Origin of the sequence: Mesorhizobium sp. LSJC269B00, assembly GCF_000502815.1 — a bacterium.
Lineage (GTDB): Bacteria > Pseudomonadota > Alphaproteobacteria > Rhizobiales > Rhizobiaceae > Mesorhizobium.
In genome coordinates, this window is record NZ_AYVN01000001.1 from 674004 (window position 1) to 699017 (window position 25014).

At 63.2% G+C, this 25014-nt stretch carries 30 protein-coding genes; 16 read left to right on the top strand and 14 right to left on the bottom strand.

The window, feature by feature from the left end; genetic code table 11:
- The first annotated feature begins 14 nt into the window (after positions 1 to 14).
- Together X771_RS161575 and X771_RS161570 are read left to right on the top strand one after the other, a co-directional pair.
- Entirely contained in the window at positions 15 to 629 is a 615-nt protein-coding gene (locus tag X771_RS161575; protein WP_023686563.1) for a LysE family translocator, read from the top strand.
- A gap of 141 nt (positions 630 to 770) precedes the next feature.
- A complete protein-coding gene (locus X771_RS161570; protein WP_245262509.1) occupies positions 771 to 1043 on the top strand; it encodes a hypothetical protein in 273 nt (90 codons plus the stop codon).
- Positions 1044 to 1252: 209 nt separating this feature from the next.
- On the opposite strand, the gene X771_RS161565 is transcribed toward X771_RS161570, so the two are convergent.
- Complete coding sequence (locus X771_RS161565; RefSeq protein WP_023686565.1) at positions 1253 to 2194, bottom strand: nucleoside hydrolase; 942 nt, start codon at positions 2192 to 2194, stop codon at positions 1253 to 1255.
- A gap of 144 nt (positions 2195 to 2338) precedes the next feature.
- On the opposite strand from X771_RS161565, the gene X771_RS161560 reads away from it, so the two are divergent.
- Together X771_RS161560 and X771_RS161555 are read left to right on the top strand one after the other, a co-directional pair.
- Complete coding sequence (locus X771_RS161560) at positions 2339 to 2764, top strand: Hsp20 family protein (RefSeq protein WP_023669741.1); 426 nt, start codon at positions 2339 to 2341, stop codon at positions 2762 to 2764.
- A 64-nt stretch (positions 2765 to 2828) separates the two neighbouring features.
- Positions 2829 to 3086, top strand: a complete 258-nt coding sequence (locus X771_RS161555; protein WP_023686566.1) for a DUF1150 family protein — start codon at positions 2829 to 2831, stop codon at positions 3084 to 3086.
- 71 nt (positions 3087 to 3157) lie between these two features.
- On the opposite strand, the gene ptsN is transcribed toward X771_RS161555, so the two are convergent.
- The 6 genes from ptsN to lptC all read right to left on the bottom strand — a co-directional run bounded on the left by ptsN (position 3158) and on the right by lptC (position 8701).
- Entirely contained in the window at positions 3158 to 3622 is a 465-nt protein-coding gene (ptsN, locus tag X771_RS161550) for a PTS IIA-like nitrogen regulatory protein PtsN (RefSeq protein ID WP_023669743.1), read from the bottom strand.
- Between the two features lie 108 nt (positions 3623 to 3730).
- Positions 3731 to 4315: a ribosome-associated translation inhibitor RaiA gene (gene raiA, locus X771_RS161545; protein WP_023683071.1), complete on the bottom strand. Its 585-nt coding sequence runs from the start codon at positions 4313 to 4315 to the stop codon at positions 3731 to 3733.
- Positions 4316 to 4860: 545 nt separating this feature from the next.
- Complete coding sequence (rpoN, locus tag X771_RS161540; RefSeq protein WP_023686567.1) at positions 4861 to 6387, bottom strand: RNA polymerase factor sigma-54; 1527 nt, start codon at positions 6385 to 6387, stop codon at positions 4861 to 4863.
- Between the two features lie 214 nt (positions 6388 to 6601).
- The gene (lptB, locus tag X771_RS161535) at positions 6602 to 7420 is read right to left on the bottom strand and encodes an LPS export ABC transporter ATP-binding protein (RefSeq protein WP_023686568.1); all 819 of its coding nucleotides are present in this window, start codon (positions 7418 to 7420) and stop codon (positions 6602 to 6604) included.
- Positions 7417 to 8001 (bottom strand): LptA/OstA family protein, encoded by a 585-nt coding sequence (locus tag X771_RS161530; protein WP_023683069.1) that lies wholly within the window; start codon positions 7999 to 8001, stop codon positions 7417 to 7419. Before X771_RS161530 ends, lptB begins: the two co-directional genes overlap by 4 nt.
- Entirely contained in the window at positions 7988 to 8701 is a 714-nt protein-coding gene (gene lptC, locus X771_RS161525) for an LPS export ABC transporter periplasmic protein LptC (RefSeq protein ID WP_023686569.1), read from the bottom strand. The genes X771_RS161530 and lptC overlap by 14 nt, the downstream gene beginning before the upstream one ends.
- 295 nt (positions 8702 to 8996) lie before the next feature.
- On the opposite strand from lptC, the gene sppA reads away from it, so the two are divergent.
- The 4 genes from sppA (at position 8997) to X771_RS161505 (ending at position 11711) form a co-directional block, all read left to right on the top strand.
- Positions 8997 to 9953, top strand: coding sequence for a signal peptide peptidase SppA (gene sppA / locus X771_RS161520; RefSeq protein WP_023686570.1), 957 nt, complete (start codon positions 8997 to 8999; stop codon positions 9951 to 9953).
- A gap of 80 nt (positions 9954 to 10033) precedes the next feature.
- The gene (locus X771_RS161515; RefSeq protein ID WP_006200394.1) at positions 10034 to 10318 is read left to right on the top strand and encodes an integration host factor subunit beta; all 285 of its coding nucleotides are present in this window, start codon (positions 10034 to 10036) and stop codon (positions 10316 to 10318) included.
- A gap of 52 nt (positions 10319 to 10370) precedes the next feature.
- Positions 10371 to 10715 carry a lipopolysaccharide assembly protein LapA domain-containing protein gene (locus X771_RS161510; RefSeq protein WP_023669750.1) on the top strand — a complete coding sequence of 115 codons (345 nt, stop codon included), beginning with the start codon at positions 10371 to 10373 and terminating at the stop codon, positions 10713 to 10715.
- Positions 10716 to 10745: 30 nt separating this feature from the next.
- On the top strand, positions 10746 to 11711 hold the full coding sequence (locus X771_RS161505) for an ornithine cyclodeaminase family protein (protein ID WP_023686571.1): 966 nt from the start codon (positions 10746 to 10748) through the stop codon (positions 11709 to 11711).
- Here X771_RS161505 and X771_RS161500 read toward each other — a convergent pair.
- The 4 genes from X771_RS161500 to X771_RS161485 all read right to left on the bottom strand — a co-directional run bounded on the left by X771_RS161500 (position 11701) and on the right by X771_RS161485 (position 13874).
- Positions 11701 to 12123: a VOC family protein gene (locus X771_RS161500; protein WP_023686572.1), complete on the bottom strand. Its 423-nt coding sequence runs from the start codon at positions 12121 to 12123 to the stop codon at positions 11701 to 11703. The genes X771_RS161505 and X771_RS161500 overlap by 11 nt on opposite strands.
- 120 nt (positions 12124 to 12243) lie before the next feature.
- On the bottom strand, positions 12244 to 12678 hold the full coding sequence (locus X771_RS161495; protein WP_023686573.1) for an EVE domain-containing protein: 435 nt from the start codon (positions 12676 to 12678) through the stop codon (positions 12244 to 12246).
- On the bottom strand, positions 12675 to 13085 hold the full coding sequence (locus tag X771_RS161490; RefSeq protein ID WP_023683064.1) for a VOC family protein: 411 nt from the start codon (positions 13083 to 13085) through the stop codon (positions 12675 to 12677). Before X771_RS161490 ends, X771_RS161495 begins: the two co-directional genes overlap by 4 nt.
- 90 nt (positions 13086 to 13175) lie before the next feature.
- Complete coding sequence (locus X771_RS161485; RefSeq protein ID WP_023686574.1) at positions 13176 to 13874, bottom strand: YafY family protein; 699 nt, start codon at positions 13872 to 13874, stop codon at positions 13176 to 13178.
- Between the two features lie 127 nt (positions 13875 to 14001).
- Between X771_RS161485 and X771_RS161480 the strand changes: the two genes are divergently transcribed.
- From X771_RS161480 to X771_RS161455, 6 genes are all read left to right on the top strand, one after another.
- A complete protein-coding gene (locus tag X771_RS161480) occupies positions 14002 to 15084 on the top strand; it encodes a class I SAM-dependent rRNA methyltransferase (RefSeq protein WP_023686575.1) in 1083 nt (360 codons plus the stop codon).
- Positions 15085 to 15118: 34 nt separating this feature from the next.
- Complete coding sequence (locus X771_RS161475; protein ID WP_023683061.1) at positions 15119 to 15976, top strand: RNA methyltransferase; 858 nt, start codon at positions 15119 to 15121, stop codon at positions 15974 to 15976.
- Positions 15973 to 16461: a signal peptidase II gene (lspA, locus tag X771_RS161470; protein WP_023686576.1), complete on the top strand. Its 489-nt coding sequence runs from the start codon at positions 15973 to 15975 to the stop codon at positions 16459 to 16461. Before X771_RS161475 ends, lspA begins: the two co-directional genes overlap by 4 nt.
- A 105-nt stretch (positions 16462 to 16566) precedes the next feature.
- Positions 16567 to 17556 carry an MDR family oxidoreductase gene (locus X771_RS161465; protein WP_023686577.1) on the top strand — a complete coding sequence of 330 codons (990 nt, stop codon included), beginning with the start codon at positions 16567 to 16569 and terminating at the stop codon, positions 17554 to 17556.
- A 142-nt stretch (positions 17557 to 17698) separates the two neighbouring features.
- Positions 17699 to 19987 carry a response regulator gene (locus X771_RS161460; RefSeq protein ID WP_023686578.1) on the top strand — a complete coding sequence of 763 codons (2289 nt, stop codon included), beginning with the start codon at positions 17699 to 17701 and terminating at the stop codon, positions 19985 to 19987.
- Between the two features lie 162 nt (positions 19988 to 20149).
- Positions 20150 to 21037, top strand: a complete 888-nt coding sequence (locus tag X771_RS161455; protein ID WP_027049733.1) for a GNAT family N-acetyltransferase — start codon at positions 20150 to 20152, stop codon at positions 21035 to 21037.
- A gap of 98 nt (positions 21038 to 21135) precedes the next feature.
- Here the strand turns inward: X771_RS161455 and X771_RS161450 are convergent, their stop codons facing one another.
- Together X771_RS161450 and grpE are read right to left on the bottom strand one after the other, a co-directional pair.
- Positions 21136 to 21768: a trimeric intracellular cation channel family protein gene (locus X771_RS161450; RefSeq protein WP_023686579.1), complete on the bottom strand. Its 633-nt coding sequence runs from the start codon at positions 21766 to 21768 to the stop codon at positions 21136 to 21138.
- Positions 21769 to 21913: 145 nt separating this feature from the next.
- Positions 21914 to 22543, bottom strand: coding sequence for a nucleotide exchange factor GrpE (grpE, locus tag X771_RS161445; protein WP_023686580.1), 630 nt, complete (start codon positions 22541 to 22543; stop codon positions 21914 to 21916).
- 259 nt (positions 22544 to 22802) lie between these two features.
- On the opposite strand from grpE, the gene X771_RS161440 reads away from it, so the two are divergent.
- On the top strand, positions 22803 to 23003 hold the full coding sequence (locus tag X771_RS161440; protein WP_023669766.1) for a hypothetical protein: 201 nt from the start codon (positions 22803 to 22805) through the stop codon (positions 23001 to 23003).
- A gap of 84 nt (positions 23004 to 23087) precedes the next feature.
- Entirely contained in the window at positions 23088 to 24110 is a 1023-nt protein-coding gene (locus X771_RS161435) for a fatty acid desaturase (protein ID WP_023686581.1), read from the top strand.
- A gap of 271 nt (positions 24111 to 24381) precedes the next feature.
- Here X771_RS161435 and X771_RS161430 read toward each other — a convergent pair whose 3' ends face one another.
- Complete coding sequence (locus X771_RS161430; protein WP_023686582.1) at positions 24382 to 24915, bottom strand: DUF934 domain-containing protein; 534 nt, start codon at positions 24913 to 24915, stop codon at positions 24382 to 24384.
- Positions 24916 to 25014 lie beyond the last annotated feature (99 nt).

Consider the following 25014-nt stretch of genomic DNA (forward strand, 5'->3'; position numbering starts at 1 on the left):
TCGAGGAAATCCCCATGTCGCTGGAACTCTACGCCGCCTATGTCCTTGCCTGCATCGTCATCATCCTGGTGCCCGGTCCGACGGTGACGCTGATCATCGCCAACAGCATCCGCCATGGCTACCGCGCCGGCCTTGCCAATGTCGCCGGCACGCAGGCTGGGCTCGCCGTGATGATCGCCATTGTCGGCATCGGCCTCAACACGCTGATATCGGGCATGGGCCACTGGTTCGAATGGGTACGCCTGATCGGCGCCGCCTATCTGATCTGGATGGGCGTGCAGATGTTCCGCGCCAAGGGCACGCTGAACGCCGACGGCACGGCGAGAAAGCCGCGTGGCGGCTTCTTCCTGCAGGGTCTGCTGGTGGCGCTCAGCAACCCCAAGACCCTGGTGTTCTTCGGCGCCTTCTTCCCGCAATTCATCGCCCCGCAGGGCAATTACACCCTGCAGATCGTCGTCATGGGCCTCACCGCCATGATCTTCGCCGCCGTCTCGGATTCCACCTATGCTCTCGCCGCCAGCCGCGCCGGCCGCCTGCTCTCGGCCAGCCGCATCAAGCTGATGTCCAGGATCAGCGGCAGCTTTCTGGTCGGCGGCGGCCTGTGGCTGGCGTTTTCCAAGGCGAAGTGACGACCGCCAACGGTCGTTCCCAACGGAGCCGGTACGTGAAGGCTGATTGAAAGTCAGTCTTCACGCCACCACATGAATCGGCGTGGGGGATTCACGTCGATGTCATGGACTTACGCTGGCATAAAAAGGGACGCGCCCGGCGTGGTCCTGATCGTCGTCCTGTTTGCGGTGATGGTTCCTTCGGCTCTCTACAAATGGACGAATGATGCGAGCTCCATCCGGTCGGTCGAGCCAATCGACGCAACGGTCAAAAGTACCCATTCGGACAACGGCCGCACGCTTTATCTGGTTGCACTCGAAACCGGTTCGTCCATTCTGGTCGAAGACGACCTCCCGCATCTGATCGGCGCGCCGGCAAGATTGGAGCGCGTCACGCGCGAGAATGGAATGGTCTTCTATCGATTTGCAAAGTGAACGGCGGCGGCGCCTTCCTTCTCCCCTGTGGGAGAAGGTGGATCGGCGCGATAGCGCCGAGACGGATGAGGGGTGTTCCAGCGGAGTGAGACGTGGGCGTTCCCTGGAACACCCCACATCCGCCGCCTTCGGCGACACCGCCCGGGGGCGAGCCACTTGTCTCGCCCCGTCCCTTCGGAACCCACAATGGGGAGAAAGGAAAGACAGAGCTAAAGCCGAGCCAACCGCTCCACCAGCAGCGCGAAAAAGGGGTCATGGTCGATGTCGCGCATCACCATGGCGTTCTTCGGCCGCTTGGTCACGCCCCACCAGTCGATCACGGTCATGCCCATGGTGAGTTCGGAGGTGGTTTCGACGGTGACGTTGCAGTTGCGGCCCTTGAACAGCTCCGGCTTCAACAGATACGCGATGACGCAGGGGTCGTGCAGCGGGCCGCCATCGGTGCCGTATTTCTCCTCGTCGAAGCGCTCGAAGAACTCCAGCATCTCGGCCGTCGCGGTGCCGACCCGGGTGCCGAGCTGGCGGATGGCCTGCGTGCGCTTGGCCGTGGTCAGCGCCTTGTGTGTAACGTCGAGCGGCATCATGACGATCGGAATGCCGGATTTGAACACCAGGTCGGCGGCTTGCGGATCGACATAGATGTTGAATTCTGCGGTCGGCGTGACATTGCCGCCTTCGAAGAAACCGCCGCCCATCAGTACGATTTCCTTGATGCGCGGCGCGATCTTCGGCTCACGGATCAGCGCCAGCGCGACATTGGTGAGAGGGCCGAGCGCGCACAGGGTGATCGTACCGGCCTCTTCCTTCATCAGGGTCTCGACGATGAAGTCGACCGCATACTGGCCCTGCAGCTTCATCTTCGGATCTGGCAGTTGCGGGCCGTTGAGGCCGGTCTTGCCATGCACTTCCTCGGCGGTGACCAGTTCGCGCGCCAACGGGCGGATGGCGCCTGCATAGACCTTGATATCGGGCCGTCCGGCCAGTTCGCAGATTTTCCTGGCGTTCTTTTCGGTCAATTTCAGCGGCACGTTACCGGCAACAGCAGAGATGCCGACGATTTCCAGCTCGGCGCTGCCGAGCGCCAGCAATATGGCGACGGCATCGTCCTGGCCGGGATCCGTGTCGATGATGATCTTGCGGGTCTGGGGCATTTCATTTCCTTATGCGGGGGAGTCTTTTTGGCGGGGGTGTTCGGCGGCTTGAACTTGGCCGCGGCGCGGACCATATCAAGACCATCGGGAAAAATGCCATCCGGGTTTTTCCAGTTTATGTCGCTCCAAAGAGGACAGTGTAACATGAGCCGAATGACGCCCTTCTCCAGCCCGCTTCTCCTTGGTTTCGATGCCATGGAAAAGACCCTGGAACGACTGGCGAAATCCGGTGACAGCTATCCTCCCTACAACATCGAGCGCCTCAGCGGTGCCGACGGCAAGGCCGAAAGGCTGCGCATTACGCTGGCTGTCGCGGGTTTCGCCGAAAGCGATCTCGATGTCACCACGGAGGAAAACCAGCTGGTCGTGCGCGGCCGTCAAACCGACGACACCGAGCGCGAATTCCTCCACCGCGGCATCGCCGCGCGCCAGTTCCAGCGCTGTTTCGTGCTGGCCGACGGCATGCGGGTGATCGCAGCGGAACTGAAGAACGGCCTTTTGTCGATCGATCTCGATCGGCCGGATACCGAACGGCTGGTACGGAAAATAAATATATCGGTGAAAGACTGATCTTTACCGATGGCTCTCATGCGGGATGGCCTTGAGCGGCGTCCTCGCGCCAAGGAGGCTTGAAATGACCAGAACTGACGAAACCATCATCATGACCAGCGGCGAATTCGCCCATCTCGGCGAAGGCTCGGTCGCTTATCTGCGCAAGGTCTCGAGCGACGAATTGCTCGGCCGCTTCCCCAATCTGGGCGAAATCGCGCCCGGCATGGTGCTGTGGGCGCTGTTTGCCGCCAACGGCCAGCCGATCCTGCTTTCGGATGCGAAGGACCGGGCTTTGGCCGGCGCCATGGAAAACGACCTGACCACTGTCGCCATTCACTAAGGCGACCGCTGGCGGTTGAAATGGAGAGGGCCGCCTTCGGCGGCCCCTGGAAGACTTAATTCCAAAGAACTTCAGGCGGCGTGCGAGGCCTGCGTGTCCGACAGCAGAGCGTGGATGGCGACCGCGTCGCGCGTGCCCCTGATCTTGGCCACCGTGTCGGCGTCGCGCAAAACCCTGGCGATGCGCGACAGTGCCTTGAGGTGATCGGCGCCGGCGCCTTCCGGGGCCAGCAGCAAAAACACCAGATCGACCGGCTGGTCATCCAGGGCCTCGAAATCGACCGGCGTCTCCAGCCGGGCAAAGACGCCGGCGATGCGCTTCACCCCGGCGAGCTTGCCGTGCGGAATGGCGATGCCGTTGCCGACGCCGGTGGAGCCCAGCCGTTCGCGCTGCAGGATGGTGTCGAACACTTCGCGCTCCGGAATGCCGGAAATCGCCGCCGCTCTCTCGGACAGCAACTGCAAAAGCTGCTTTTTGGAGTTCGCCTTCAACGCCGGCAAGATCGCCGGAACGTTGAGAAGATCGCTCAGATCCATATTTGAAATCCCTTATTCGCCTGCCGTCGCCAGTCCTCGCCCCTCGGGCGGCTGGCTATTATCCCTGTGCGACCATTGTCGTCACCTGTGCGACCATTGTCGTTGTCGTCACGCCTGTGCGACTTTGGTCGTCGACGGGTCGATCCAGCCGATATTTCCGTCCGGCCGCCGATAGACGATGTTGAGGTGGTCGTTTCCGGCGTTGCGGAAGACGAAAACCGGGCTGTCCTTGGTGTCGAGTTCGATAACCGCCGACGCCACCGACATGGTCTGCAGCGTCATGGTTGATTCGGCGACGATGGCCGGGGCGTAGTCCTCCGGAATGTCCTCATCGTCATCGGTCAGCGGCGCCATCACCGTATAGGCGATGTCGGTGATTTCACCATTTCCAGTGCCTGAATTGTGCGATTTCAGACGGCGTTTGTAGCGCCGCAGCCTGGTTTCGAGGCGGTCCGCGGCCGCCTCGAAGGCAAGTGTCGGATCCTGGGAATCGCCGGTTGCCTGCAGCGAAGCGCCGGAATCCAGCCTGATCATGCAATCGGCCGAGTAACGCGACCCCGATTTGATGACCGTGACGTGCCCTGAAAAACCGCGATCGAAATATTTTCCAATCGCCTCGCCGACACGATCGGTAATGCGCGTACGCAACGCATCGCCGATATCCATGTGTTTACCCGATATGCGCAATTTCATCTGAAAACTGACCTTCCTTGCTCAGGCTTCAAACTGGCCAGAGTTTATACTCGTGATCCGTGCGCACAAGCTTTGCGGCGTCAACTCGCGCCGATTTTAGATCCGAACTTTCCGGTTGATCACAATCCGCCTTCTTGGCCGTCCCGTGGCCTTCATCGTGACGGACCATCCGCATGCGGGCCGCGAGCCCGTCTCATGCGGGCGGGCTTCTAGACACTTCATTGCAGCTTGTCAATTAATGCATGTCGCCCAGAAGTGCGCTGCGGTTCTGGGACAACGACATGCATCAAAACAAAGACTTAAAGCGCGTCGCATGAATCCGTTTCAGCGCGACGCGCTTTAAGNGCGGCCAAGATCCAGGCGCACGTGATCGTGGCTACGGTCTAATGCATGTCGCCCAGAAGTGTGCCGCGGTTCTGGGACAACGACATGCATCAAAACAAAGACTTAAAGCGCGTCGCATGAATCCGTTTCAGCGCGACGCGCTTTAAGGTCGAAAGTTGTGGAAATCCAACCATAGCAAAAGCCTTGCCGGGCAAGCAGAGCTAGCGCCCCGCGCTCGCCAGAGCGCGCTTTTCACGCCGCCGCTGCACCGACGAGGGAATATTCATACCCTCCCGGTACTTGGCCACCGTGCGCCGGGCAATATCGACGCCGCTTTCCTTCAACATATCGACGATTGCGTCATCGGACAGCACATCGGCGGGTTTTTCCTCGTCGATCAGCTGCTTGATGCGGTCGCGCACCGCTTCCGAGGAATGCGCATCACCGCCGCCCGACGCCGCGATCGAAGCCGTGAAGAAATAACGCAGCTCGAACACGCCACGCGGCGTCAGCATGTATTTGTTGGCCGTCACCCGGCTGACGGTCGATTCATGCATGCCGATGGCATCGGCCACCGTGCGCAGGTTGAGCGGCCTGAGCTGGCGCACGCCATGGACGAGAAAAGCGTCCTGCTGGCGCACGATTTCCGACGCCACTTTCAGGATCGTCTTTGCCCGCTGGTCGAGGCTCCGCGTCAGCCAGTTGGCATTCTGCAGGCATTCGGCCAGGAAATCCTTCTCCGCCTGATTCTTCGCATGCGGCGAGACCTGGGCGAAATAGATGTGATCGACCAGCACGCGCGGCAGCGTCTCGGCATTGAGCTCGACCGTCCAGCTACCGTCATTGGCGGCACGGACTTCGACATCGGCGACGATGGCATCGCTGGCGCCGCCTGAAAATGCCGTGCCCGGACGCGGATCGAGCGCGCGGATTTCGGCCAGCATGTCGAGAAGATCCTCCTCGTCAACCCCGCAAAGCCGCTTCAGCGTCTGGAAATCGCGCCGCGCCAGGAGTTCGAGGTTGCCGATCAGCGTTTTCATCGCCGGATCGAGACGATCGCGCATGGCAAGTTGCAGCGACAGGCATTCGGCAAGGTCGCGCGCAAACAGGCCGACCGGCTCGAATGTGTGGCAGGCTGCCAGCACATTGGCCACCATCGCCTGATCGGCGCCGAGCCGTTTGGCGATCTCGGCGGGATCGGCGCGCAGATAGCCGGCCTCGTCCAGGCCGTCGGCCAGTTCGGCTGCGATCAGCCTTGCGGCCGGATCGGCAAAGGCAAGCGCGATCTGCTCGCCGACATGCTGGCGCAGCGTGATCGCCGCGGCGGCCATGTCGCCGACGTCGAAGCCTTCGGAAGAACCGGACGAACTATTGCCGGTGGCCGACTTCCACTGCGCCGTCAGGTCCGGACCGAGCCGCTCGCTGGTGCCGGGATCGTCGGGGAACAGATTTTCCAGCGAGCTGTCGAGCTTGTCGGAGATCGCTTCGGCGCTCCACGCCGTCTCGTTTTCGAACCAGTCGCCATCGGCGGCAGGCTCAGGAGCGGCATCGCCCTTCTGCACCTGGTCGCTTGCGGCGTCATCCTGGGGCTCGGCGCGCTCCAGCAGCGGATTGCGCTCGATCTCGTCGTCGATGAAGTGGTCGAGCTCGACATGGGTGAGCTGCAACAGCCTGATCGACTGCATCAGCTGCGGCGTCATCACCAGCGACTGGGATTGTCGTAGCTGTAGTTTCGCCGCCAACGCCATGGTTCGGTTTCAAACGCCCTTCTGCACCCGGAAGCCTACACATCAGAAGCTGCCGGAAAATGAATTTTTCCGACCTTCCATAGAAACTGGCCCGGCTTTTGCTTGTCAAGGCGAACGATGGCAAAAGGCCCCTACCGAAGCATTATCTCACGCAAAATCGGAGAAAAAAGCCCGGCGGGGCGGCAAAAATCACGTCAGGAAACAAATTTCACGCTCAGAGCGTGAAACCTTCGCCGAGGTAGAGCCGGCGCACATCGGGGTTCGCCACCACCTCGTCGGCACGGCCATGAGTCAGCACCTGGCCGGCATGGATGATGTAGGCGCGGTCGATGAGGCCGAGCGTTTCGCGCACATTGTGGTCGGTAATCAGCACGCCGATGCCGCGCGCCGTTAGATGACGAACCAGCTGCTGGATGTCGGCGACGGCAATCGGGTCGATGCCGGCGAACGGCTCGTCGAGCAGCATGTAGGCCGGGCGCGTCGCCAAAGCTCGGGCGATCTCAAGACGCCGCCGCTCGCCACCCGACAGCGACATGGACGGCGACTTCCGCAGATGGCTGATGTGAAATTCCTCGAGCAGTTCGTCGAGATTGCGCTCGCGCATCTTGCGGTCCTTCTCAACCACTTCGAGCACGGCGCGGATGTTCTGCTCGACATTCAGGCCGCGGAAGATCGAGGCTTCCTGCGGCAAATAGCCGATGCCGAGGCGGGCGCGGCGGTACATCGGCATCGAGGTGACGTCGAAACCGTCGATCTCGATCGTGCCCTCATCGACCGGCACCAAGCCGGTGACCATGTAGAAACAGGTGGTCTTGCCGGCGCCGTTCGGCCCGAGCAGCCCGACAGCCTCGCCGGCGCGCACGCCGATGGTGACACCGCTGACCACCTTGCGGCCCTTGTAGCTCTTGGTCAGACCCTTGGCGATCAGGGTGCCCTTGAACTTCGAGGAATCAACGGTGACTGTGGCCGGTGCTGCAAGTTTACTGGCCGCCCGTCCCGGAAGGCGGGTCAGCAGCGAAGACACGCCAGTCATTCGGGCTTCGGGGCCTCGGATTTCGGTGGCGGCGTCATCGACATGATGACGCGCCCGCCGCAGCCATCGACCTGAGCAAGGCCGCTTTTCATCTGCACGGTGAGCTTGCAGCCCTTAAGGACGTTGGGTCCTTGGGACAAGACGACCTCCTTGCCCGACAGAACTAGCACCTGCGTCTTCATGTCGAACGTGGCGTTGTCGCCGGTGGCGATCTGGTCATTCGACTTGATGTAGACTTTGTTCTTGACCACCAGATGGTCGATATTGGCCGAACCGGTCATCGCCGAAGCGCCGGCGGCAGCACCTTTGGCGGCGTTGGGGTCCTTGACGTAGTAGACCTCCATGCTGCCGGCCTTGAGCAGCGTTGGCCCTTGCGTGACGGTGACGTTGCCGCTGAACAGCGCCATGCTGTCGGCCTGGCGGACCTCAAGTTTGTCGCTCTCGATCTGGATCGGCTGGTCGCCCGACAGTTTGAGCCCGGACTGGCTGCTGGCGCTGGACTGAGCCCAGGACGGCGCCATACCCAGCAACAGCAAGGCCGAAGCTGCGGCGACTAGCCGTGCCGAATTACTGGGACGCATTCGTTTCTCCGCTCTTTGCCTCTGCCGCCTTCATAGTGGCCGGATCGATGTGAACGCTTACCTTGTTCTCGAAAACGATGACCTTGCCATTGTCTTCGACCGACATTGAACCCGCGGTGATCCGCGAGCCGTTACGGCTGACATCGACCGCATCACCTGTCTTCATAGAGCCTTTGCCCATATCGAGGAAGACCGATTTGAAGATGGCAGCGACGCCGTCGGTGGTGGTGACGGTAACGTCGCTGGTCATGTCCATCGTGTTGGCGTTTCTGTTGTAGATCCCGCGCTTGGCGTCGACGGTCGCCACATTGTCGGCCGTCAGCGGCAATTTGGCATGGATGCCTTCGAGTTCGATGATGTCCTGCTTGCCGACATCCTGGATGGCGCGCAAGGCCGTCAGCGAATAGGGCAGCTTGTCCTTGGTGAAGCCGTTGAGCTTCGGATTGGCCATCACCAGCTTGCCATCCGCGAAAGCGGTGCCGTCTGCCTGTATCGAAATGTTGATCGGCGCCGCCAGATAGGAATAGACCGGAAACGCAACCGCGATCCCGGCGGCAAGCACCGGCACGGCAAACTTAAGCACGCGCACGCGGCGCGAGTGGCGCTGGGCGCGGTCGAAGGCGTCGCCGCGCGTGCCCGCTGGCGCCCTGGGCGCCAAGGCCGCATCGGCATTGGTCGGTTCGTTCGATCGCGCAAGCATGACTGACTTCTAATAAACCCTTGTCCGCCAAAACACCTGCTATAGGTGGGTTGCCGGCCCCCGCAAGCAAGCACAAGCGGAGGAAAACCGCAAAAATGTGACGGCCGCTGTTTTACAGACGGAACTCAGGCGACACAATTTCGTCACTTCATAGCAGAAACGAACGCGCCGCGTCATTTTTTCCTGAAATGCCTCCGTCGTGAAGGTCGCTTCGTCGCAGGCTCTTGAGGAAGAGGTAGCCGGGCGCGGACGCTTGCTTTAAAAGCATCGCTTCCCACCGACTGTGAGGCAGACCATGGCACTGAGAGCCGACGACCTGATCGACCGCCGCCGCTTGCGGCGCAAGCTGACCTTCTGGCGCGGCGCCGCCATTGCCATCGTGGCCCTTGGGGTGATTGCGCTTGCAAGCTGGTTCTATGGGGGCGACCTCGGCGGTTCTTCCGTCGACCACATCGCCAAGGTCAGGATCGAAGGCACCATCACCGAGGACGAGGAACTGATCAAGCGGCTGGAAACCATCCGCACATCCCCGCAGGTCAAGGGCGTCATCCTGGCGATCGATTCGCCCGGAGGCACAACGGTCGGCGGCGAATCGATCTACGAGGAGGTGCGCAAGCTTGCCGCCGACAAGCCGGTGGTGGCCGAGGTCGGCACGCTGGCCGCATCGGCCGGCTACATGATCGCCAGTGCCAGCGACCATATCGTTGCCCGCAAGACGTCGATCGTCGGCTCGATCGGTGTGCTCATCCAGTATCCCGATGTCAGCGGTCTGATGGACAAGGTCGGCATCAAGCTCGAGGAAGTGAAATCCTCGCCGCTGAAGGCATCGCCCTCGCCCTTCAAGCCGACCAATGAAGACGAGCGAGCCATGGTCCGCAAGCTCATCCTCGACAGCTATGACTGGTTCGTCGGCATCGTCGCCGAGCGCCGCAAAATGACCCGCGATCAGGCACTGGCCCTTGCCGACGGCTCGATCTTCACCGGCCGCCAGGGCCTTGCCAACGGTCTGATCGACGCTGTCGGCGGCGAGAGCGTGGCGATCGACTGGCTGGCGACCAAGGGTGTCGACGCCAAGCTCAAGGTGGTGGAATGGAAGGACACCGAGCGGCGTGGCGGCTTCCTGTTCTCGAAAGCAATAGCGCGCAGCGTCGGCAGCGCGCTCGGCCTGTCGGAGGCCGGCAGCGACGTGCTTCACGAAATTGGCGCGGATCGCTTGTTTCTTGACGGTCTCGTTTCCGTCTGGCACCCTTGATCTGCCGGTTGGGGCGAGTAAAAAAGCAAATAAAATCATCCTGATAATTTGACCGCAGCGCTTTCACGGGGACCTTTCTGATGATCAAATCCGAGCTTGTGCAGATCATTGCCACGCGCAACCCGCATCTTTTCCTGCGCGACGTCGAAAACATCGTGGGAGCGATCTTCGACGAGATCACCGATGCCCTGGCGGAAGGCAATCGGGTCGAGTTGCGTGGCTTCGGCGCTTTTTCGGTGAAGAATCGCCCTGCCCGCACCGGCCGCAACCCGCGCACCGGCGAATCCGTCGAGGTCGAGGAGAAGTGGGTGCCGTTCTTCAAGACCGGAAAGGAATTGCGTGAAAGGCTGAATGGCGGCAAGTAGGCGCGGACCACGCGCCGGCCTTATCATGGCCTGCCTTCTCCAGGGAATCTCTATGCTGAACCGCTTCATACTTATCGTGGTCTTCGTGCCGCTCGCCGTCATCCTGATCGCGCTGGCCGTCGCCAACCGCGAGCTGGTCGCCTTCACGCTCGACCCGTTCAACCCCGGCAATCCGAAACTGACGCTGACCTTGCCGCTGTTCATCTTCCTGTTCGTGGCGCTCGCCATCGGCATGGTCGTCGGCAGCCTGGCGACCTGGGTCAAGCAGGGCCGCTACCGCAAGCTGGCGCGCCAGCGCGGGGTCGAGGCCGAGAATTTGCGCCAGGCGGTCAGCCGTATACCCGCCGTGCAGCAGGGCGCGGCCGCCGGGCCGGCGCTGCCGAAGCCAACGGCCTGAAGCCGGCGCTTTTATCTTCGCGGAGTTTGCATGCTGACCATTTCGGCCGACGCTGTCGACCAGGCGCTGACCTTTCCCGGGCTGGTCGAGACATTGCGCGCGGCCTTCCGCGAGGGTGCTGTGCAACCCGTCCGCCATCATCACGGAGTCGAACGGCCCGACGGTGCCACTTCCACGCTGCTTTTGATGCCGGCGTGGACCGACTTCCATGCGGCCGGCACGTCGGTCGGGGGTCATATCGGCGTCAAGATCGTCACCGTATCGCCCGACAACAACGCCATCGGCAAACCGGCGGTAATGGGGCTCTACCTCCTGCTCAACGGCGCCACCGGCGAGCCCGAAGCGCTGATCGACGGCCAACGGCTGACACAGTGGCGCACCGCTTGCGCCTCGGCGCTGGCCGCCTCCTATCTCGCCCGCGAGGACGCATCGCGGCTTCTGGTGGTCGGCGCCGGCGCGCTGTCGCCGTTCCTCGCCAAGGCGCACTCCGCGGTGCGGCCGATCAAGACCATCCGCATCTGGAACCGCACGCCCGCCAATGCCGAAAAGGTCGCGGCCGATTTGCGCGCGGACGGTTTCAACGCCGAGGCCGCAAGCGATCTCGACGCCGAACTCGCCGAGGCCGACATCGTCTCATCGGCGACGATCACGACGACGCCGCTGGTCAAGGGTGCGCTGCTCAGGCCGGGCGCGCATGTCGATCTGGTCGGCGGCTTCACGCCGACCATGCGCGAGAGCGACGACGACGCGATCGCGCGCGCCCGCGTCTATGTCGACACCCGCGCCGGCGCCACCAAGGAAGCCGGCGACATCGTCCAGCCGCTCGCCTCCGGCGTGCTGAAGCCGGAAGCCATCGTCGCCGATCTGCATGAGCTGGCGCGCGGGGAAAAACAGGGCCGGCAGAGCCCCACTGAGGTCACGCTGTTCAAGTCGGTCGGCGCCGCGCTTGAGGACCTTGCCGCCGGCATTGCCGTCTACAACGCGCTCAAGCAGTAGCGTCTGCGCCGGTTCTGCGATCGAACTTCCTGATCGCTTCCGCGCTGACCGGGGTGAAGAAGTTCACCAGATTGCCATCGGGATCGCGCAGCAGCAGCGACCGGTTACCCCATGGCATCGTCGTCGGCGTCTGTACGAAATCGCCGATAATTTTCGCCAGCCTGCTGTACTCAGCATCAACATCGGCGACGCGAAACTCGATGATCGCTGAGCGATTGGCGGCCGGCTGCGCCACATCAGTTCCGAAGAGGGCCAGCGTGCGGGTGCTGCCGATCGCCAGTGTGCAGGACGGCGTTGCCAGTTCGGCGAAATCGTCTGTGAACCAGGTTGCGGTAAGCCCGGTGATCGTCTCGTAGAATGCCACCAAGGGCTTGATCTGGTCGGTAATGATGCGGATCGAGACGAAGTCCATCTTATTCTCCTGGGGCAAGCGCGACGCTAACTGAAGATGATCGCTTGTCGCACAAGGCTGCTGACAACTTGGTGTCAGCAGCCTTGTCACGGTGCCTTGCCGATCCGGCGGCTGGAGCCTTCAGCCTGCCTTCCTGGCCTTTGCGCCCATCGCCTCGGCGATCAGCGCGAAATCATGCGCCGTAATTTCGAACAGCCCAAAGCGCAGTTGATAACCCCAGTTCGATTTGCCCGCGGTGAAGTCGAGCTGCTCGAGCAGCGGCTTGATCGGCGCCTCCTCGGCCTTGGCCCATTCGACATCCCTGCGGAACGGCGTGAAGCCACCGCCCATGTCGCCCTGGTAAGGCTCGCCTTCGCGCACGGTGCCGATTGCCGTGAAGGCCTGCAGGCCGTCCTTCTCGCGCAGAATTGTGGTCGGCGAGTAGTAGATGATGCCGTCGCCGGGCTTGATGCGGCGCAAAGGTGCCGCCTTGCCGTGGTTGACCTGCATGAAGCCGGCCTCGCGGCCGCGCCGGACATGTTCGGCGGAAGCGACCGCGATCCAGTGCGCACTCATTTCTGTTCTCCATTGGCCTGTTCCCCATTGGCCTGTTCTCCGTCGTTCAGCCAGTAGACGCGCAGCCGGTGCTTGTCGGGATCGAGCGCAACGAAGGTGCGGCCGAAGTCCATGTCGGTCGGCGTCTGCAGAACGGTCAAGCCGCGTCCTGCCCAGTCCGTGTAGGCGGCGTCCACCGCATCAGGCCGGTCCAACGCGAAGACGAGCTCCGCACCGCCGCCCGCGGCCGCGGCCGACGGCTCCACCGTGTGGCGCGACCACAGGCCGAGCTTGAAGCCATTGTCGAGCACGAACAGCACGAAGGTCGGCGACGTCTCCACCGGCTGGCGTCCCAGCAGCGCACCGTAGAAGGCGCCGCTCCGCTCCGGGCTGTCGACATAAAGGATGACGAAATTGGGGGTGTTCATGTCTGCTCTCCAGGTTTCGATTGGAGGAGCATAGGTGACCCCACTGTCAGATTCTGGCAGCAGCGTCTTGTGGGCGCGTGGAAAGGAGCATTAAGCGCCAGGCTGGCGCTCCGGTGCGTCCAGCGTCGCGCGCCATTCCTTCAGCAGCGCCTGCCGACGACGCGGATAGCGGATATCCGTGGTGTTGAGCCCCGACATCCGGTCGGCGCGAAAATGTCTGAAATCCTGCCGCGTCTCGCACCAGGCCACCACCACCCGCACCTTGTCGAAAAAGCCGAGCGCGAATGGCCAGATCAAGCGCTCGGAGGCGGCGCCGCCGGCATCGCGGTAAAGAAAGCCGAGTTTTCTCTCGTTGCGGATCGCCTGGCGCACCAGGCCAAGGTCGATGCTTTCGACAGCATCGCCGTGCGGCCCGACCAAAAGCGCGGTCGCATCGAGGTCCTCGCGCAGATCATCCGGCAGCACAGCGGCGATCTTGGCCAGCGCGTCGGTGGCGGCGGCCGACAGCCGCTTGTCCGGTTGTCTGGCAACCCAACGCGATCCCAGAACGATGGCCTCGATCTCCTCGTCGGTGAACATCAGTGGCGGCAGCATGAAGCCGGGTTTCAGCACATAGCCCAGCCCAGCCTCGCCCTCGATCGGCGCGCCTTGCCCCTGCAGCGTGGCAATGTCGCGGTAGAGCGTTCGGATCGAAACGTCCATCTCGCCGGCAAGCGTGCGACCGCTCACCGGCCGGCGATGCCGGCGCAGGATCTGGATCAGGTCGAGCAGGCGTTCGGAACGGGACATGATTCGAGATTTGCCTGTTTCCTCAGCGAGGTCCACCACCTCAGACATTCGCACGCTCGACCATTTTGTTTGCGCAGCCGGTGACCCTATGCCAAAAGCGGCCTGCCGCCTCCGGAGACGCTCCTGCTTGAAGTCTTTTCGCGACAAACGCCGCGACAACCGTCCGCCCGCAAAAGGCAGGACCGAACATGCGCGGCCACAGCCGGAGACCGTACCAATCCGACCCGAAGCCAGACAGCAACGCCACGAAACAAAACCGGACGACCGGTCTGATCCGAAGCCCGCCCCCCGTGTCCTGGCGCGTCGCGAAGGCATCCTGCCCACTGAGCGCCTGCCGGTGATCCTCGAAGTGGCGCCCAATCAGGATTATGCACTGCTCGACAGCGGTGCCGGCGAGAAGCTCGAACAATACGGCCCCTACCGCATCGTGCGGCCCGAGGGACAGGCGATCTGGCAAAAGGCCTTACCGGCCAGGGACTGGGACCGCGCCGACGCCATCTTCACCGGCGACACCGACGAGGAAGGCATCGGCCGCTGGCGGTTCCCGAAGGTACCGCTGGGCGAGACCTGGCCGATGAAGCATGACGGCATCGACTATCTCGGCCGCTTCACCTCGTTTCGCCATGTCGGCGTCTTCCCCGAGCAGGCTTCGCACTGGGACCATATGGCCAGCCTGATCGCGGCGGCCAAGCGCCCGATCAAGGTGCTGAACCTGTTCGGCTATACCGGGCTCGCGTCTCTGGTGGCCGCCCGCGCCGGCGCCGAGGTCACCCATGTCGATGCCTCCAAGAAGGCGGTCGGCTGGGCGCGCGAAAACCAGGAAATGGCCGGTCTCGGCAGCAAGCCGATCCGCTGGATCGTCGACGATGCAGTGAAATTCGCCGAGCGCGAAGAGCGCCGCGGCAGCCGCTACGACATCATCCTGTTCGACCCGCCTGCCTATGGCCGCGGACCCAAGGGCGAGGTCTGGCAGTTGTTCGAGGACCTGCCCGGCCTGACCGACCTTTGCCGCGCGATCCTGACGCCGAAACCGGTCGCCATAGTGCTGACCGCCTATTCCATCCGCGCCTCCTTCTTCGCCATCCATGCCTTGATGCGCGACACCTTTGCCGGCATGGGCGGCACGGTTGAATCAGGCGAACTGATCATCCGCGAGCAGTCCGCCGGGCGGGCGCTGTCGACATCGCTGTTTTCGCGCTGGGTGGCCTGAATGCCCCGGAGACCTGAATGCCCGGGAGTCCCGAATGAATGAGCGGCACGCCGGCGCGCCCGGGCAGGTCAAGGAAGTCACCAGCCTTGCCAATCCGCTGATCAAGGACATCAAGGCGCTCGCCCAGAAGAAATTCCGCGACCAGCAGAACGCCTTCATGGCCGAAGGGCTGAAGCTGGTCATCGACGCCCTCGACCTCGGCTGGTCGATCAGGACGCTGGTTTTCGCCAAGGCCGGACGCGGCAATGCGGCGGTCGAAAAGGTGGCGGCGCGCACGGTTGCCGCCGGCGGCACCGTGCTCGAAGTGTCCGAAAAAGTGCTGGTCGCCATCACCCGCCGTGACAATCCGCAAATGGTGGTCGGCGTCTTCCGGCAAAAACTGCTGCCGCTAAGAGACATCCGCGCTCACGACGGCGACGTCTGGGTGGCGCTCGACCGGGTGCGCGATCCCGGCAATCTCGGCACCGTCATCCGCACCGTCGATGCCGTCGGCGCCAAGGGCGTCATCCTGGTCGGCGAGACTACCGATCCTTTTTCTGTCGAGACCGTGCGCGCCACCATGGGCTCGATCTTCGCCGTGCCGGTGACCAAGGCGACGCCGGAAGCATTTCTGGCTTGGCGAAACAGCTTCTCGGGCCTGGTGGTCGGCACCCATCTGAAGGGTGCGGTCGACTACCGCTCGGTCGATTTCTCCCGAGGACCGGTGCTCTTGATGATGGGCAATGAGCAGCAGGGCCTGCCCGACAATCTGGCGGAAAGCTGCGACCGGCTGCTGCGGATTCCGCAGGCCGGCCGCGCCGATTCGCTCAATTTGGCGGTCGCCACCGGAATCATGCTGTTCGAGATCCGGCGCGGCGCTCTGAAACTTGCCCCCGAGGACGCCACATCGTGAAATCATGGTCTCCCTATGCGCTGCTGGTGGTGGTGGCAATCGCGCTCGACCAGTGGATAAAGCATCTGATCGAGACCGGCCTCGCCTTTCAGGAAAAGCTCGACCTGATGCCGTTCCTGGCGCTGTTTCGCACCTACAATACCGGTATTGCCTTTTCGATGTTCTCGTCTTTCGGCGACACCGGCCTGGTCGTCATCGCGGTCGTCGTCGTCGCCTTCGTGCTTTATCTGGCAACGCGTACGCCATCCGGCCATGTGCTGGCCCGCATCGGCTTTGCCCTGATCATCGGCGGCGCGATCGGCAATCTGATCGACCGCGCCGTCTACGGCCACGTCATCGACTATATATTGTTCCACACGCCGGTATGGTCCTTCGCCGTATTCAACCTCGCCGATGCCTTCATTTCGGCCGGCGCGGCGCTGGTCGTCTTCGACGAGTTCATCGGCTGGCGGCGCGAGGCCAAGCCGCAAGGCCCAGAAGCCTGACGGCCCGACTCTTTTGACCAATTGACCTCGCCGGACGGTCGCCGCACAGTTCGGCCAGAGCCAGCCAATGCCGACCGCCAGCCTTTGCGAAGCCGAGGAGAAGAGATGCCTGAAACCTTCAAAGCCATCCTCGTTTCGCGCGACGCCGAAAAGAAGCAATCGGTCGAGATCGTCGATTTCGGCGAAGCCGATCTGATGGAAGGCGACGTAACTGTCGCGGTCGAGGCGACGACGGTCAACTACAAGGACGGGCTGGCCATCACTGGGAAAGCGCCAGTGATCCGCCGCTGGCCGCTGGTGCCGGGCATTGATTTCGCCGGAACCGTCCTCTCCTCATCGCATGCCGACTGGCGCAAGGGCGACAAGGTCATCCTCAATGGCTGGGGCGTCGGCGAGACGCATTTCGGCGCCTATGCCGGGCGCGCGCGCGTCAACGGCGACTGGCTGGTGCCGTTGCCCGACGGCATCAGCGCGCACGATGCGATGGCGGTCGGCACCGCCGGCTATACGGCCATGCTCAGCGTCATGGCGCTGGAGCGGCACGGCATCCTGCCGGATCGCGGCCCGGTGGTAGTGACGGGTGCGGCCGGCGGCGTTGGGTCGGTCGCGGTCTCGATCCTGTCCAGCCTTGGCTATCACGTCATCGCCTCGACCGGCCGCAACGCCGAAAGCTCCTATCTGATCGACCTCGGTGCCGCCGAAGTGATTTCGCGCGAGGAACTCTCCCAGCCGGCCAAGCCGCTGGCAAAGGAGCGCTGGGCCGGCGGCATCGATGCCGTCGGCAGCCACACGCTGGCCAATGTGCTGTCGATGACCGCCTATGGCGGCGCGGTCGCCGCCTGCGGCCTGGCGGGTGGCATGGATCTGCCGTCGAGCGTCGCCCCGTTCATCCTGCGCGGCGTCTCGCTGCTCGGCATCGATTCAGTGATGGCGCCAAAGGCTGTGCGGCTGGAAGCCTGGCGCCGCATCGGCAGCGATCTTGATCTCAAGAAGCTCCCCGGCCTGTCGACGACCATCGGCTTCGACGGCATCATCACCGCCGCCCATGACATCGTCGAGGGCAAGATCAGGGGCCGCGTGGTTGTCGATATGTGAGGCTCCCGAAGCATGATCCCGAAAGGGAATCAGGTTTCGGAAAAGATCAGGCGATGCGGAAAACCGCCAAAAATGCATGACCGCTAAAATTCGAACGATCCGCCGCGCTTTTCCATAATCTCTATCTGGCAAGGAGTTCCGCATGATCGCGGAGTCCGCCAGGAAAGAGAAGAGCCGCGCCGAAAGCATCGACGGGCCGAACCCGGCGACGCCCAAGCGGCAGCATGTTGCCGCGCCGCCGCTGGCGCCGGATTTTCCGCGCGCCACGCACGAGGGCCTGCTGTTCCTGACGGTCGTCGCCAGCGTCGTGCTGGCGGGCCTGTCTCACCTCACCGGCGCGCCGATCTTCATCACCCTCGGTCTGCTGGCGACCGGCCTAGCCGGCGTCGCCATGCACCTGCGCAACCGCCGCACCGTCCACCGCGCGACGGCCTTGCTCGACGAAACCGCCGCCCGCAGCCGCGCCGAGATCGAGACGCTGGCCGACCGCATGTGGGAGATGCAGGAGAGCGAGGAGCGTTTTCGCGGGCTGATCGATGCGCTCGGCGATCTCGTCGTCCACCGCGACCGCGACGGCCACATCGTCTATGCCAACATGGTTTTCGCCGGCCTTGTCGGAACCGATCAGCGCGACCTTGCCGGCAGGACTCTGGCCGACCTCGGCATCGATGTCGGTATCGTTCCCGACGCCGCCTTTTCGGATCACGAATGCCTGAGTTCCACCGACGTCTCCATCCGCACGCCGAACGGTCCGCGCTGGTTCTCGTGGATCGAACTGTCGGTGCGCGACAAGGATAGCGGCGCCGTCTCGCACCGGGCGATTGCCCGTGACATCACCGCCCGCAAGCGCGCCGAATCCTCGTTGATCACCGCGCGCGAGCGCGCCGAATATGCCAGCCAGGCCAAGTCGCGCTTCCTCGCCACCGTCAGCCATGAGATCCGCACGCCGATGAACGGCATCATGGGCATGGCCAAGCTTCTGGCTGACACCAATCTGTCGCCCGAGCAGCGCACCTATGTCGGCGCTGTCTCGACCTCGGCCAGCGCCCTTTTGGCGCTCATCGAGGATTTGCTCGACTATTCCAAGATAGAGGCCGGCCGTTTCGACCCGGAGCCGCAGCCGACATCGCTGCGCGAAATCGCCGACAACATCATCGAACTGATGGCGGCGAAAGCCTTCGCCAAGAACATCGGCCTCGGCTGTCATGTCGAGCCCGACGTGCCACAGATGATCATGGCCGATCCGGGAAGAGTCAGGCAGGTGCTGCTCAACCTGATCGGCAATGCGATCAAGTTCACTGACACCGGCGGCGTGCTGGTTTCGGTTGCACGGGCCCGCACCGAGACCAGCGACCGCATCTGCTTCACCGTCGCCGACACCGGCCCTGGCCTGCGCGAAGAGGATATGGAGCGCATCTTCGAGGAGTTCGAACAGTCCGACGGCACCTCGACCCGCACCCATGGCGGCGCCGGCCTCGGTCTGGCCATATCGAGGCGCCTGGTCGCCGCCATGGGCGGTGCCATTTCGGTGTCGAGCCGGCTTGGCGAGGGATCGGAATTCGTCTTCGAGATCCCGGCCGCAGGAGCAACCGAAGCACCGCAGAACCGGCAGAACATCCTGGCCGGCCGGCGCGCCGTGATCGTGTCGAAGAACGCCGTCGAGGCCGACGCCATCGCCCGCACCATCCGCGCCCATGGCGGCGCCGTCGACGTCGCCGCAACCGCTTCCCAGGCGACGCCCTTCGCCGACCATTGCGATGTGCTGTTGATCGACGCGGCCCTGGAGGTCGGCGACGGCAGACTGCTCAAGCGCCTGCGCCAGAGTGGCTTTGCCGATTGCGAGGCGATCACGCTGATCGCGCCGACCGACCGCGGCATGCTTGGCGAATTCCGCACCAGCGGCTACGCCACCTTCCTGGCGAGGCCGGTGCGCGGCGAAACCCTGCTGCGCGTGCTGCTGACCAGTCATGCCCCTGCCTTGCCGCCGCCCAAGCCGGAAAAGACCGGCGCGTCCTCGCTTCGTGCCCATGGCGGGCGCCAGCAAGGTTTGTCGGTGCTGATCGCCGAAGACAACGACATCAACGCCATGCTTGCCCGCGCCACGCTTTTGAAGGCGGGACATCGCGTGAAAGTGGTCGGCAATGGCAAGGCCGCGGTCGAGGCGGTGACCGAAGCCGGGCTGAAAAATCGCTTCGATGTGGTGCTGATGGATTTGCACATGCCGGTGATGGACGGGCTGGACGCGATCGCCGCCATCCGCCGCCACGAAGAGGAAATGGCTGTGCCGCCGGTGCCAATCATGGTGCTTTCGGCCGACAGCCAGGAAAAGACCCGCCACGCCGTGCTCGCCCATGGCGCCAGCGGCTTCGTCACCAAGCCGCTCGATCCCGACGCGCTGGTCCATGCCGTCGAGGGCCAGGTGGCCGCCTGAAGCGACGCTGGAGAAATCCTCGCGTCACGTAGGTAGCCGAATGAGGGTTTTCGCCAGCCGACGAAGTATTGCCCGTCGCGCCGTATCACGGTACTGTCACAATCCTGTTGCACCTACACCGTATCCCCGTGCCAAGAGGGATGGCTCGAAGGAGAATCACTCGTGCATACAGTTATGCCGGAATGTGACACTCGGCCCAGCGCAGGCGGCGCTTTGCTCGCCGCGCGGAACGCCGATGCCGTCGCAACAGGCGCACCGCTGGGCCGTATCGGCAATCTCGAAGTGCGGCTTGCCCGCAATGAGGCCGAAATCGCCGCCGCCCAGGAAGTGCGCTACCGGGTGTTTTATGACGAGCTTGGCGCCAGGAAGGACCTGTTCCAGGCGCAGGACCGGCGCGACGCCGACCGCTTCGACCCGCTGTGCGACCATCTCCTCGTGCTGGACACTTCGATCTCCGGCCCCGAGCATCGCCGCATCGTCGGCACTTACCGCCTGCTGCGGCAAGAGATTGCGGCGACCGCCGGCGGCTTCTATTCCGAAGGCGAGTTCGAACTGACCAAGCTGATCGCCCGCCATCCCGGCCAGCGCTTCCTTGAGCTCGGCCGCTCCTGCGTGCTGCCGGAATACCGCTCGAAGCGCACCATCGAGGCGCTGTGGCAAGGCATCTGGGCCTACATCAACCACTATGAGATCGGCGTGATGACCGGTTGTGCCTCGTTCCCTGGCACGGTGCCGGCTGCGCATGCCGAGGCGCTCACCTACCTTGCCCATCACTGCCGGACCAACTCCGCCTGGGATGTGCGGGCGGTCTCCGGCCGCTATTGCTCGATGGATCTGATGCCGATCGAGGCAGTCAACGCCAAGGCGGCGATCGCGGCCATGCCGCCGCTGGTCAAGGGCTATCTGCGCGTCGGCGCCCGCATCGGCGACGGCTGCGTCATCGACCGTGAGTTCTCCACCGTCGATGTGTTCGTGGTGATGCCGGTCAAGGAAATCGGCGCCCGCTACGTCAACTATTATGGCGGGGAAGCGCAGCGCTTTGCGGCGTGAGGCAGTAGGCAGTAGGCAGTAGGCAGTAGGCAGTAGGCAGTAGTGAAGGCTGCCGGGATTCCTGACCACTGACTACTCCCTACTCACTAATCCCCTCCCTACGGAATATCCTCCGGTCGCCGTCCCGGGCGGCTCTTGTAGGACGGAAAGGTCCAGCCGAATTTCAGCGCGCCGCCGCGCACCAGGAAAGCCGCGACGAAGCCGGCAATATCCGAGGCGAGCGGCGGCAGGCCGGCAAGATCGCAAAGTGTGTAGAGGCCGGCGCCCGCGAGTGCGGCGGTGACGTAGATTTCGGGCCTGAGCAGCACCGATGGCTCGCCGGCCAGCAGATCGCGCAGGATGCCGCCAAATGTGGCGGTCAACACGCCCATAACAACGGAGACGACCGGCGAGCCGGTGATGGCCAGCCCCTTGGCCGCGCCCATTACGGAAAAGGCCGCCAATCCGATGGCGTCGAGCCAGAGCAGCCATTTCCAGCGGGATTCGACGCGGTGGGCGATGAAGAAGACCAGCACCGCAACCGCCGCGCAAACCAGCACATAGCCGGAGTTGGCGACCCAAAAGACGGGCAGGTTGAGGATGACGTCGCGAAGCGTGCCGCCGCCAATGCCGGTGACGCTGGCCAGAAACAGGAAGCCGATAATGTCGAGCTGCTTGCGCGAAGCCGCCAACGCCCCGGTCGCGGCAAAGACGGCGACGCCGGCATAGTCGAGGAGGTCGATGGGTGTCAGGGACATGAGGTAGTAGGGATTGGGAATTAGGGAAAGTATGAATAACACGAAGCCGCGCGATTGATACGCCTGCCTATTCCCTATTCCCTATTCCCTATTCCCTATTCCCTATTCCCTATTCCCTATTCCCTACTGCCTACCCTACTCACGCATCCTTCTCGGCCTGCTCGTTCACCGGCCCCGGCTCGACCGGCGCTTCGGTGGCCGCGATCTTGGGGCCGCCCTTGGCGACCCCGACCATGGCCGGCCGCAGCACGCGCTCGCCGATCGAATAGCCCGGCTGCACGACCTGGACGACGGTGTTGGCCGGCACATCGGGATTGGGCACTTCGAACATCGCCTGGTGGAAATTCGGGTCGAACTTCTCACCTTCCGGTTCGAGCTTCTTCACCCCATGCCGTTCCAGCGTCGACAGCATGGCGCGCTCGGTGATCTCGACGCCGTCGATCAGCGCCTTGAAGCCGGCATCTCCGGCCGCTTTCGCCTCGGCGGGGATAGCGTCGAGCGCGCGGCGCAGATTGTCCGACACCGACAGCATGTCGCGGGCGAAATTGGCCACCGCATAGGCGCGCGCATCATGCGCGTCGCGGGCGGTGCGGCGGCGCAGATTCTCCATCTCGGCCGCGACGCGCAGCGCGCGGTCCTTCAGCTCCTCGTTTTCCTTCAGCAGCCGCACCAGCGCTTCATAGTCGCTGTCGATGCCGCCTTGCGTGCGCTCGGCCTCGGCCGTTTCGATATCCTCGGGCGCGCGTTCGTCTTTTGTCTGGTCGCTCATCGCCATTTCCCGTCATTCGAATGGTTTGGATTTGCGCCCGATATCGAGGTTTGGCGGCCAAAAATCAAGGGGCAAGCCCAGGAGGACGCCCCACAGCAGGCAATGTTGCGGGCTGCCCGTCGGACTTGGTGCGGGGCGCAAGGACGTTCAAAATTAATTCAAACTTTACCGTAACGGCAGCCTTTGCTTGCCAATACCCCGCTATGGGGAACCATTCAAAGCTTGGAGGAGTTTTGAAACCGACACAGGATTTGAGACAATGGACCGCAATACTGGCAACAGAAGCGAAGAGCTCGCCGCCGACATCAGGCGCCAGTTCGGCACCGAGGCGACGACGCGCTTCTTGCGCACCTTGCCGGCCTTCCGCACCGAGGCCGACATTCCCGCCCGTTTCCGGGACCTGCTCGACCGGCTGGACGGCATAGAAGCCAGCATGGCCGGCGGCCAACGCCGTCAATAGCGATGCTATCGCGCGACAATTACGCGCAGTAATTTTGCGTGAGCTTTTCCTTGCGGCAGCGGGACGCCCCGCCTATGCTTCCTGATGAACATGATTTCCCCCGAGACGGCCGCCAACAGCAAGCGCGCCTGGTTGAAGATCCTGGCGCGCTACAAGAAGCCCGACCGGCGACGCAGCACCCTCGAACTCGCCATCACCCTCATTCCTTTCGTTACGCTGTGGGCGCTGTCTTCGGCAGCCTATTCCTATGGCCACTGGTGGGGCTTGATCCTGATCCTTCCGGCCGCCGGTTTTCTGGTGCGGATCTTTATGATCCAGCACGATTGCGGCCACGGCTCCTTCTTCGCCAACCGCACTGCCGACGACTGGATCGGCCGCGCGCTCGGCGTGCTGACGCTGACCCCTTACGATTGCTGGCGGCGCGCGCACGCCACCCATCACGCCAGCGCCGGCAATCTAGACGAGCGGGGAATGGGCGACATCAGGACGTTAACGGTTGCTGAATACCGGCAACTGTCTTGGCGGGGACGCCTTGCCTATCGTCTCTACCGCCATCCCCTGGTGATGTTCGGCCTCGGGCCGATCTGGCTGTTCATCTTCGAGCAGAGGCTGCCCGTCGGCATGATGCGCGGCGGCCTGACGCCCTGGGTGTCGTCGATGACCACCAATCTCGGGATCGCGGTCGCGGCAGCGCTGCTTATCTGGCTGGTCGGCCCCGGCGCTTTCCTGATCGTCCATTTGCCGATCGTGATCCTGGCCGGATCGGCCGGAATCTGGCTGTTCTACGTCCAGCACCAGTTCGAGGAGACGGAATGGGCGAACGACGAAGAGTGGGAATTCCAGCGTGCCGCCCTGCACGGCTCGTCCTATTACGATTTGCCGCCGGTGCTGAACTGGTTCACCGGCAATATCGGCGTCCATCACGTGCACCATCTCTCGGCCAAGGTGCCGGGGTACCGGCTGCAGGAAGTGCTGCGCGACTATCCGGAATTGCGCGGCATCGGCCGCGTCACGCTTCTCGACAGCCTGCGCTGCGTAAAGCTGGCGCTATGGGACGAGAATCGCCGCAAGCTGATCTCGTTTCGCGAAGCGCGGGCCTTGGCCTAAAAGCAATCCCAGCAAAGTGTGATGCGGTTTTCCCGGGAAAAGCGCGCAGCGCTTTCCCTCGGGATCGCATAAAACAAGAAACAAACCGCCGCACCAAAGGCGCGGCTGCATCTCCCAGAAGATATGCTCAGGTGGCCTTGCGCTCCTCGCGCATCAGGACCTTGCAGCNCAGACGTGTGCTCTTCCGATCTGCTTCCTCCCTGGCGGATACTTCCGTCCGGACAGCCAAGAGATCACAGTCTTTGTAAAGACAGGCGAAATTACCGCTGCGTCAGCTGTTGCGAACGCGCCGCCAGGAGTATTTCGGCCCCTTCGGCTCCGACGCTTCGGTCGGCTGATAGTAAAGGCCCAGCCCGCCTGTGCGGCCTTCTTCGAGGCGCTTCAGCAGAACCGGGTTGGAGATCTCGAACTCGTCGAAGCCGAGGCGCAGCATATGCGGCAGCTGGTCGACGAGCACCTGGCCCGTGGCGCGGACCGCGCCCTCGAAATGGTAGCGGCTGCGCAGCAATTCGCCCTTGGAAAACGAGCGGCCGTCGCTGAAGGCCGGGAAGGCCAGCGCCACCAGCGACAGCTGGTCGAGCAGATCCACAATCTTTTCCAGCTGGTCGCCGGGCTGCAGCGCGACGCCAAGCCGCTCCTTGGCCGAGCGCCGCACTTCGGCATCGAGGCCGAGAAATGCCTGCAACGGCAGGATGAAGCGGCCATTGCCCGCCAGTGCATCCGCACTTTCGGCATGTGTCCACTCGTCCTCGCGAAAACCCGTCCGGGTCCAGAGGCGGGTCTCCGCTGTCGTCGGTTCAGTCATCGAAAATTCCTAAAAGCCCCAAAATCGAAGTCCGCGAAAGCCGGTCCACACGGCCTCCGGGCGGAAGCCGCCGTTGCAGGCCAGCCTCACCTGAATATC

What these genes read in the sequence shown, in the direction of transcription:
- X771_RS161440 (WP_023669766.1), top strand. Translation starts at nt 22,803, where the DNA reads ATGGACCGCAATACTGGCAACAGAAGCGAAGAGCTCGCCGCCGACATC.
- sppA (WP_023686570.1), top strand. Translation starts at nt 8,997, where the DNA reads ATGGCACTGAGAGCCGACGACCTGATCGACCGCCGCCGCTTGCGGCGC.
- lptB (WP_023686568.1), bottom strand. Translation starts at nt 7,420, where the DNA reads ATGACTGGCGTGTCTTCGCTGCTGACCCGCCTTCCGGGACGGGCGGCC.
- X771_RS161565 (WP_023686565.1), bottom strand. Translation starts at nt 2,194, where the DNA reads ATGCCCCAGACCCGCAAGATCATCATCGACACGGATCCCGGCCAGGAC.
- X771_RS161530 (WP_023683069.1), bottom strand. Translation starts at nt 8,001, where the DNA reads ATGCGTCCCAGTAATTCGGCACGGCTAGTCGCCGCAGCTTCGGCCTTG.
- X771_RS161475 (WP_023683061.1), top strand. Translation starts at nt 15,119, where the DNA reads ATGAATGAGCGGCACGCCGGCGCGCCCGGGCAGGTCAAGGAAGTCACC.
- grpE (WP_023686580.1), bottom strand. Translation starts at nt 22,543, where the DNA reads ATGAGCGACCAGACAAAAGACGAACGCGCGCCCGAGGATATCGAAACG.
- rpoN (WP_023686567.1), bottom strand. Translation starts at nt 6,387, where the DNA reads ATGGCGTTGGCGGCGAAACTACAGCTACGACAATCCCAGTCGCTGGTG.
- X771_RS161495 (WP_023686573.1), bottom strand. Translation starts at nt 12,678, where the DNA reads ATGAGTGCGCACTGGATCGCGGTCGCTTCCGCCGAACATGTCCGGCGC.
- X771_RS161510 (WP_023669750.1), top strand. Translation starts at nt 10,371, where the DNA reads ATGCTGAACCGCTTCATACTTATCGTGGTCTTCGTGCCGCTCGCCGTC.
- X771_RS161575 (WP_023686563.1), top strand. Translation starts at nt 15, where the DNA reads ATGTCGCTGGAACTCTACGCCGCCTATGTCCTTGCCTGCATCGTCATC.
- X771_RS161490 (WP_023683064.1), bottom strand. Translation starts at nt 13,085, where the DNA reads ATGAACACCCCCAATTTCGTCATCCTTTATGTCGACAGCCCGGAGCGG.
- ptsN (WP_023669743.1), bottom strand. Translation starts at nt 3,622, where the DNA reads ATGGATCTGAGCGATCTTCTCAACGTTCCGGCGATCTTGCCGGCGTTG.
- lptC (WP_023686569.1), bottom strand. Translation starts at nt 8,701, where the DNA reads ATGCTTGCGCGATCGAACGAACCGACCAATGCCGATGCGGCCTTGGCG.
- X771_RS161465 (WP_023686577.1), top strand. Translation starts at nt 16,567, where the DNA reads ATGCCTGAAACCTTCAAAGCCATCCTCGTTTCGCGCGACGCCGAAAAG.
- X771_RS161485 (WP_023686574.1), bottom strand. Translation starts at nt 13,874, where the DNA reads ATGTCCCGTTCCGAACGCCTGCTCGACCTGATCCAGATCCTGCGCCGG.
- X771_RS161555 (WP_023686566.1), top strand. Translation starts at nt 2,829, where the DNA reads ATGACCAGAACTGACGAAACCATCATCATGACCAGCGGCGAATTCGCC.
- raiA (WP_023683071.1), bottom strand. Translation starts at nt 4,315, where the DNA reads ATGAAATTGCGCATATCGGGTAAACACATGGATATCGGCGATGCGTTG.
- X771_RS161515 (WP_006200394.1), top strand. Translation starts at nt 10,034, where the DNA reads ATGATCAAATCCGAGCTTGTGCAGATCATTGCCACGCGCAACCCGCAT.
- X771_RS161460 (WP_023686578.1), top strand. Translation starts at nt 17,699, where the DNA reads ATGATCGCGGAGTCCGCCAGGAAAGAGAAGAGCCGCGCCGAAAGCATC.
- X771_RS161505 (WP_023686571.1), top strand. Translation starts at nt 10,746, where the DNA reads ATGCTGACCATTTCGGCCGACGCTGTCGACCAGGCGCTGACCTTTCCC.
- X771_RS161430 (WP_023686582.1), bottom strand. Translation starts at nt 24,915, where the DNA reads ATGACTGAACCGACGACAGCGGAGACCCGCCTCTGGACCCGGACGGGT.
- X771_RS161560 (WP_023669741.1), top strand. Translation starts at nt 2,339, where the DNA reads ATGAGCCGAATGACGCCCTTCTCCAGCCCGCTTCTCCTTGGTTTCGAT.
- X771_RS161435 (WP_023686581.1), top strand. Translation starts at nt 23,088, where the DNA reads ATGAACATGATTTCCCCCGAGACGGCCGCCAACAGCAAGCGCGCCTGG.
- X771_RS161500 (WP_023686572.1), bottom strand. Translation starts at nt 12,123, where the DNA reads ATGGACTTCGTCTCGATCCGCATCATTACCGACCAGATCAAGCCCTTG.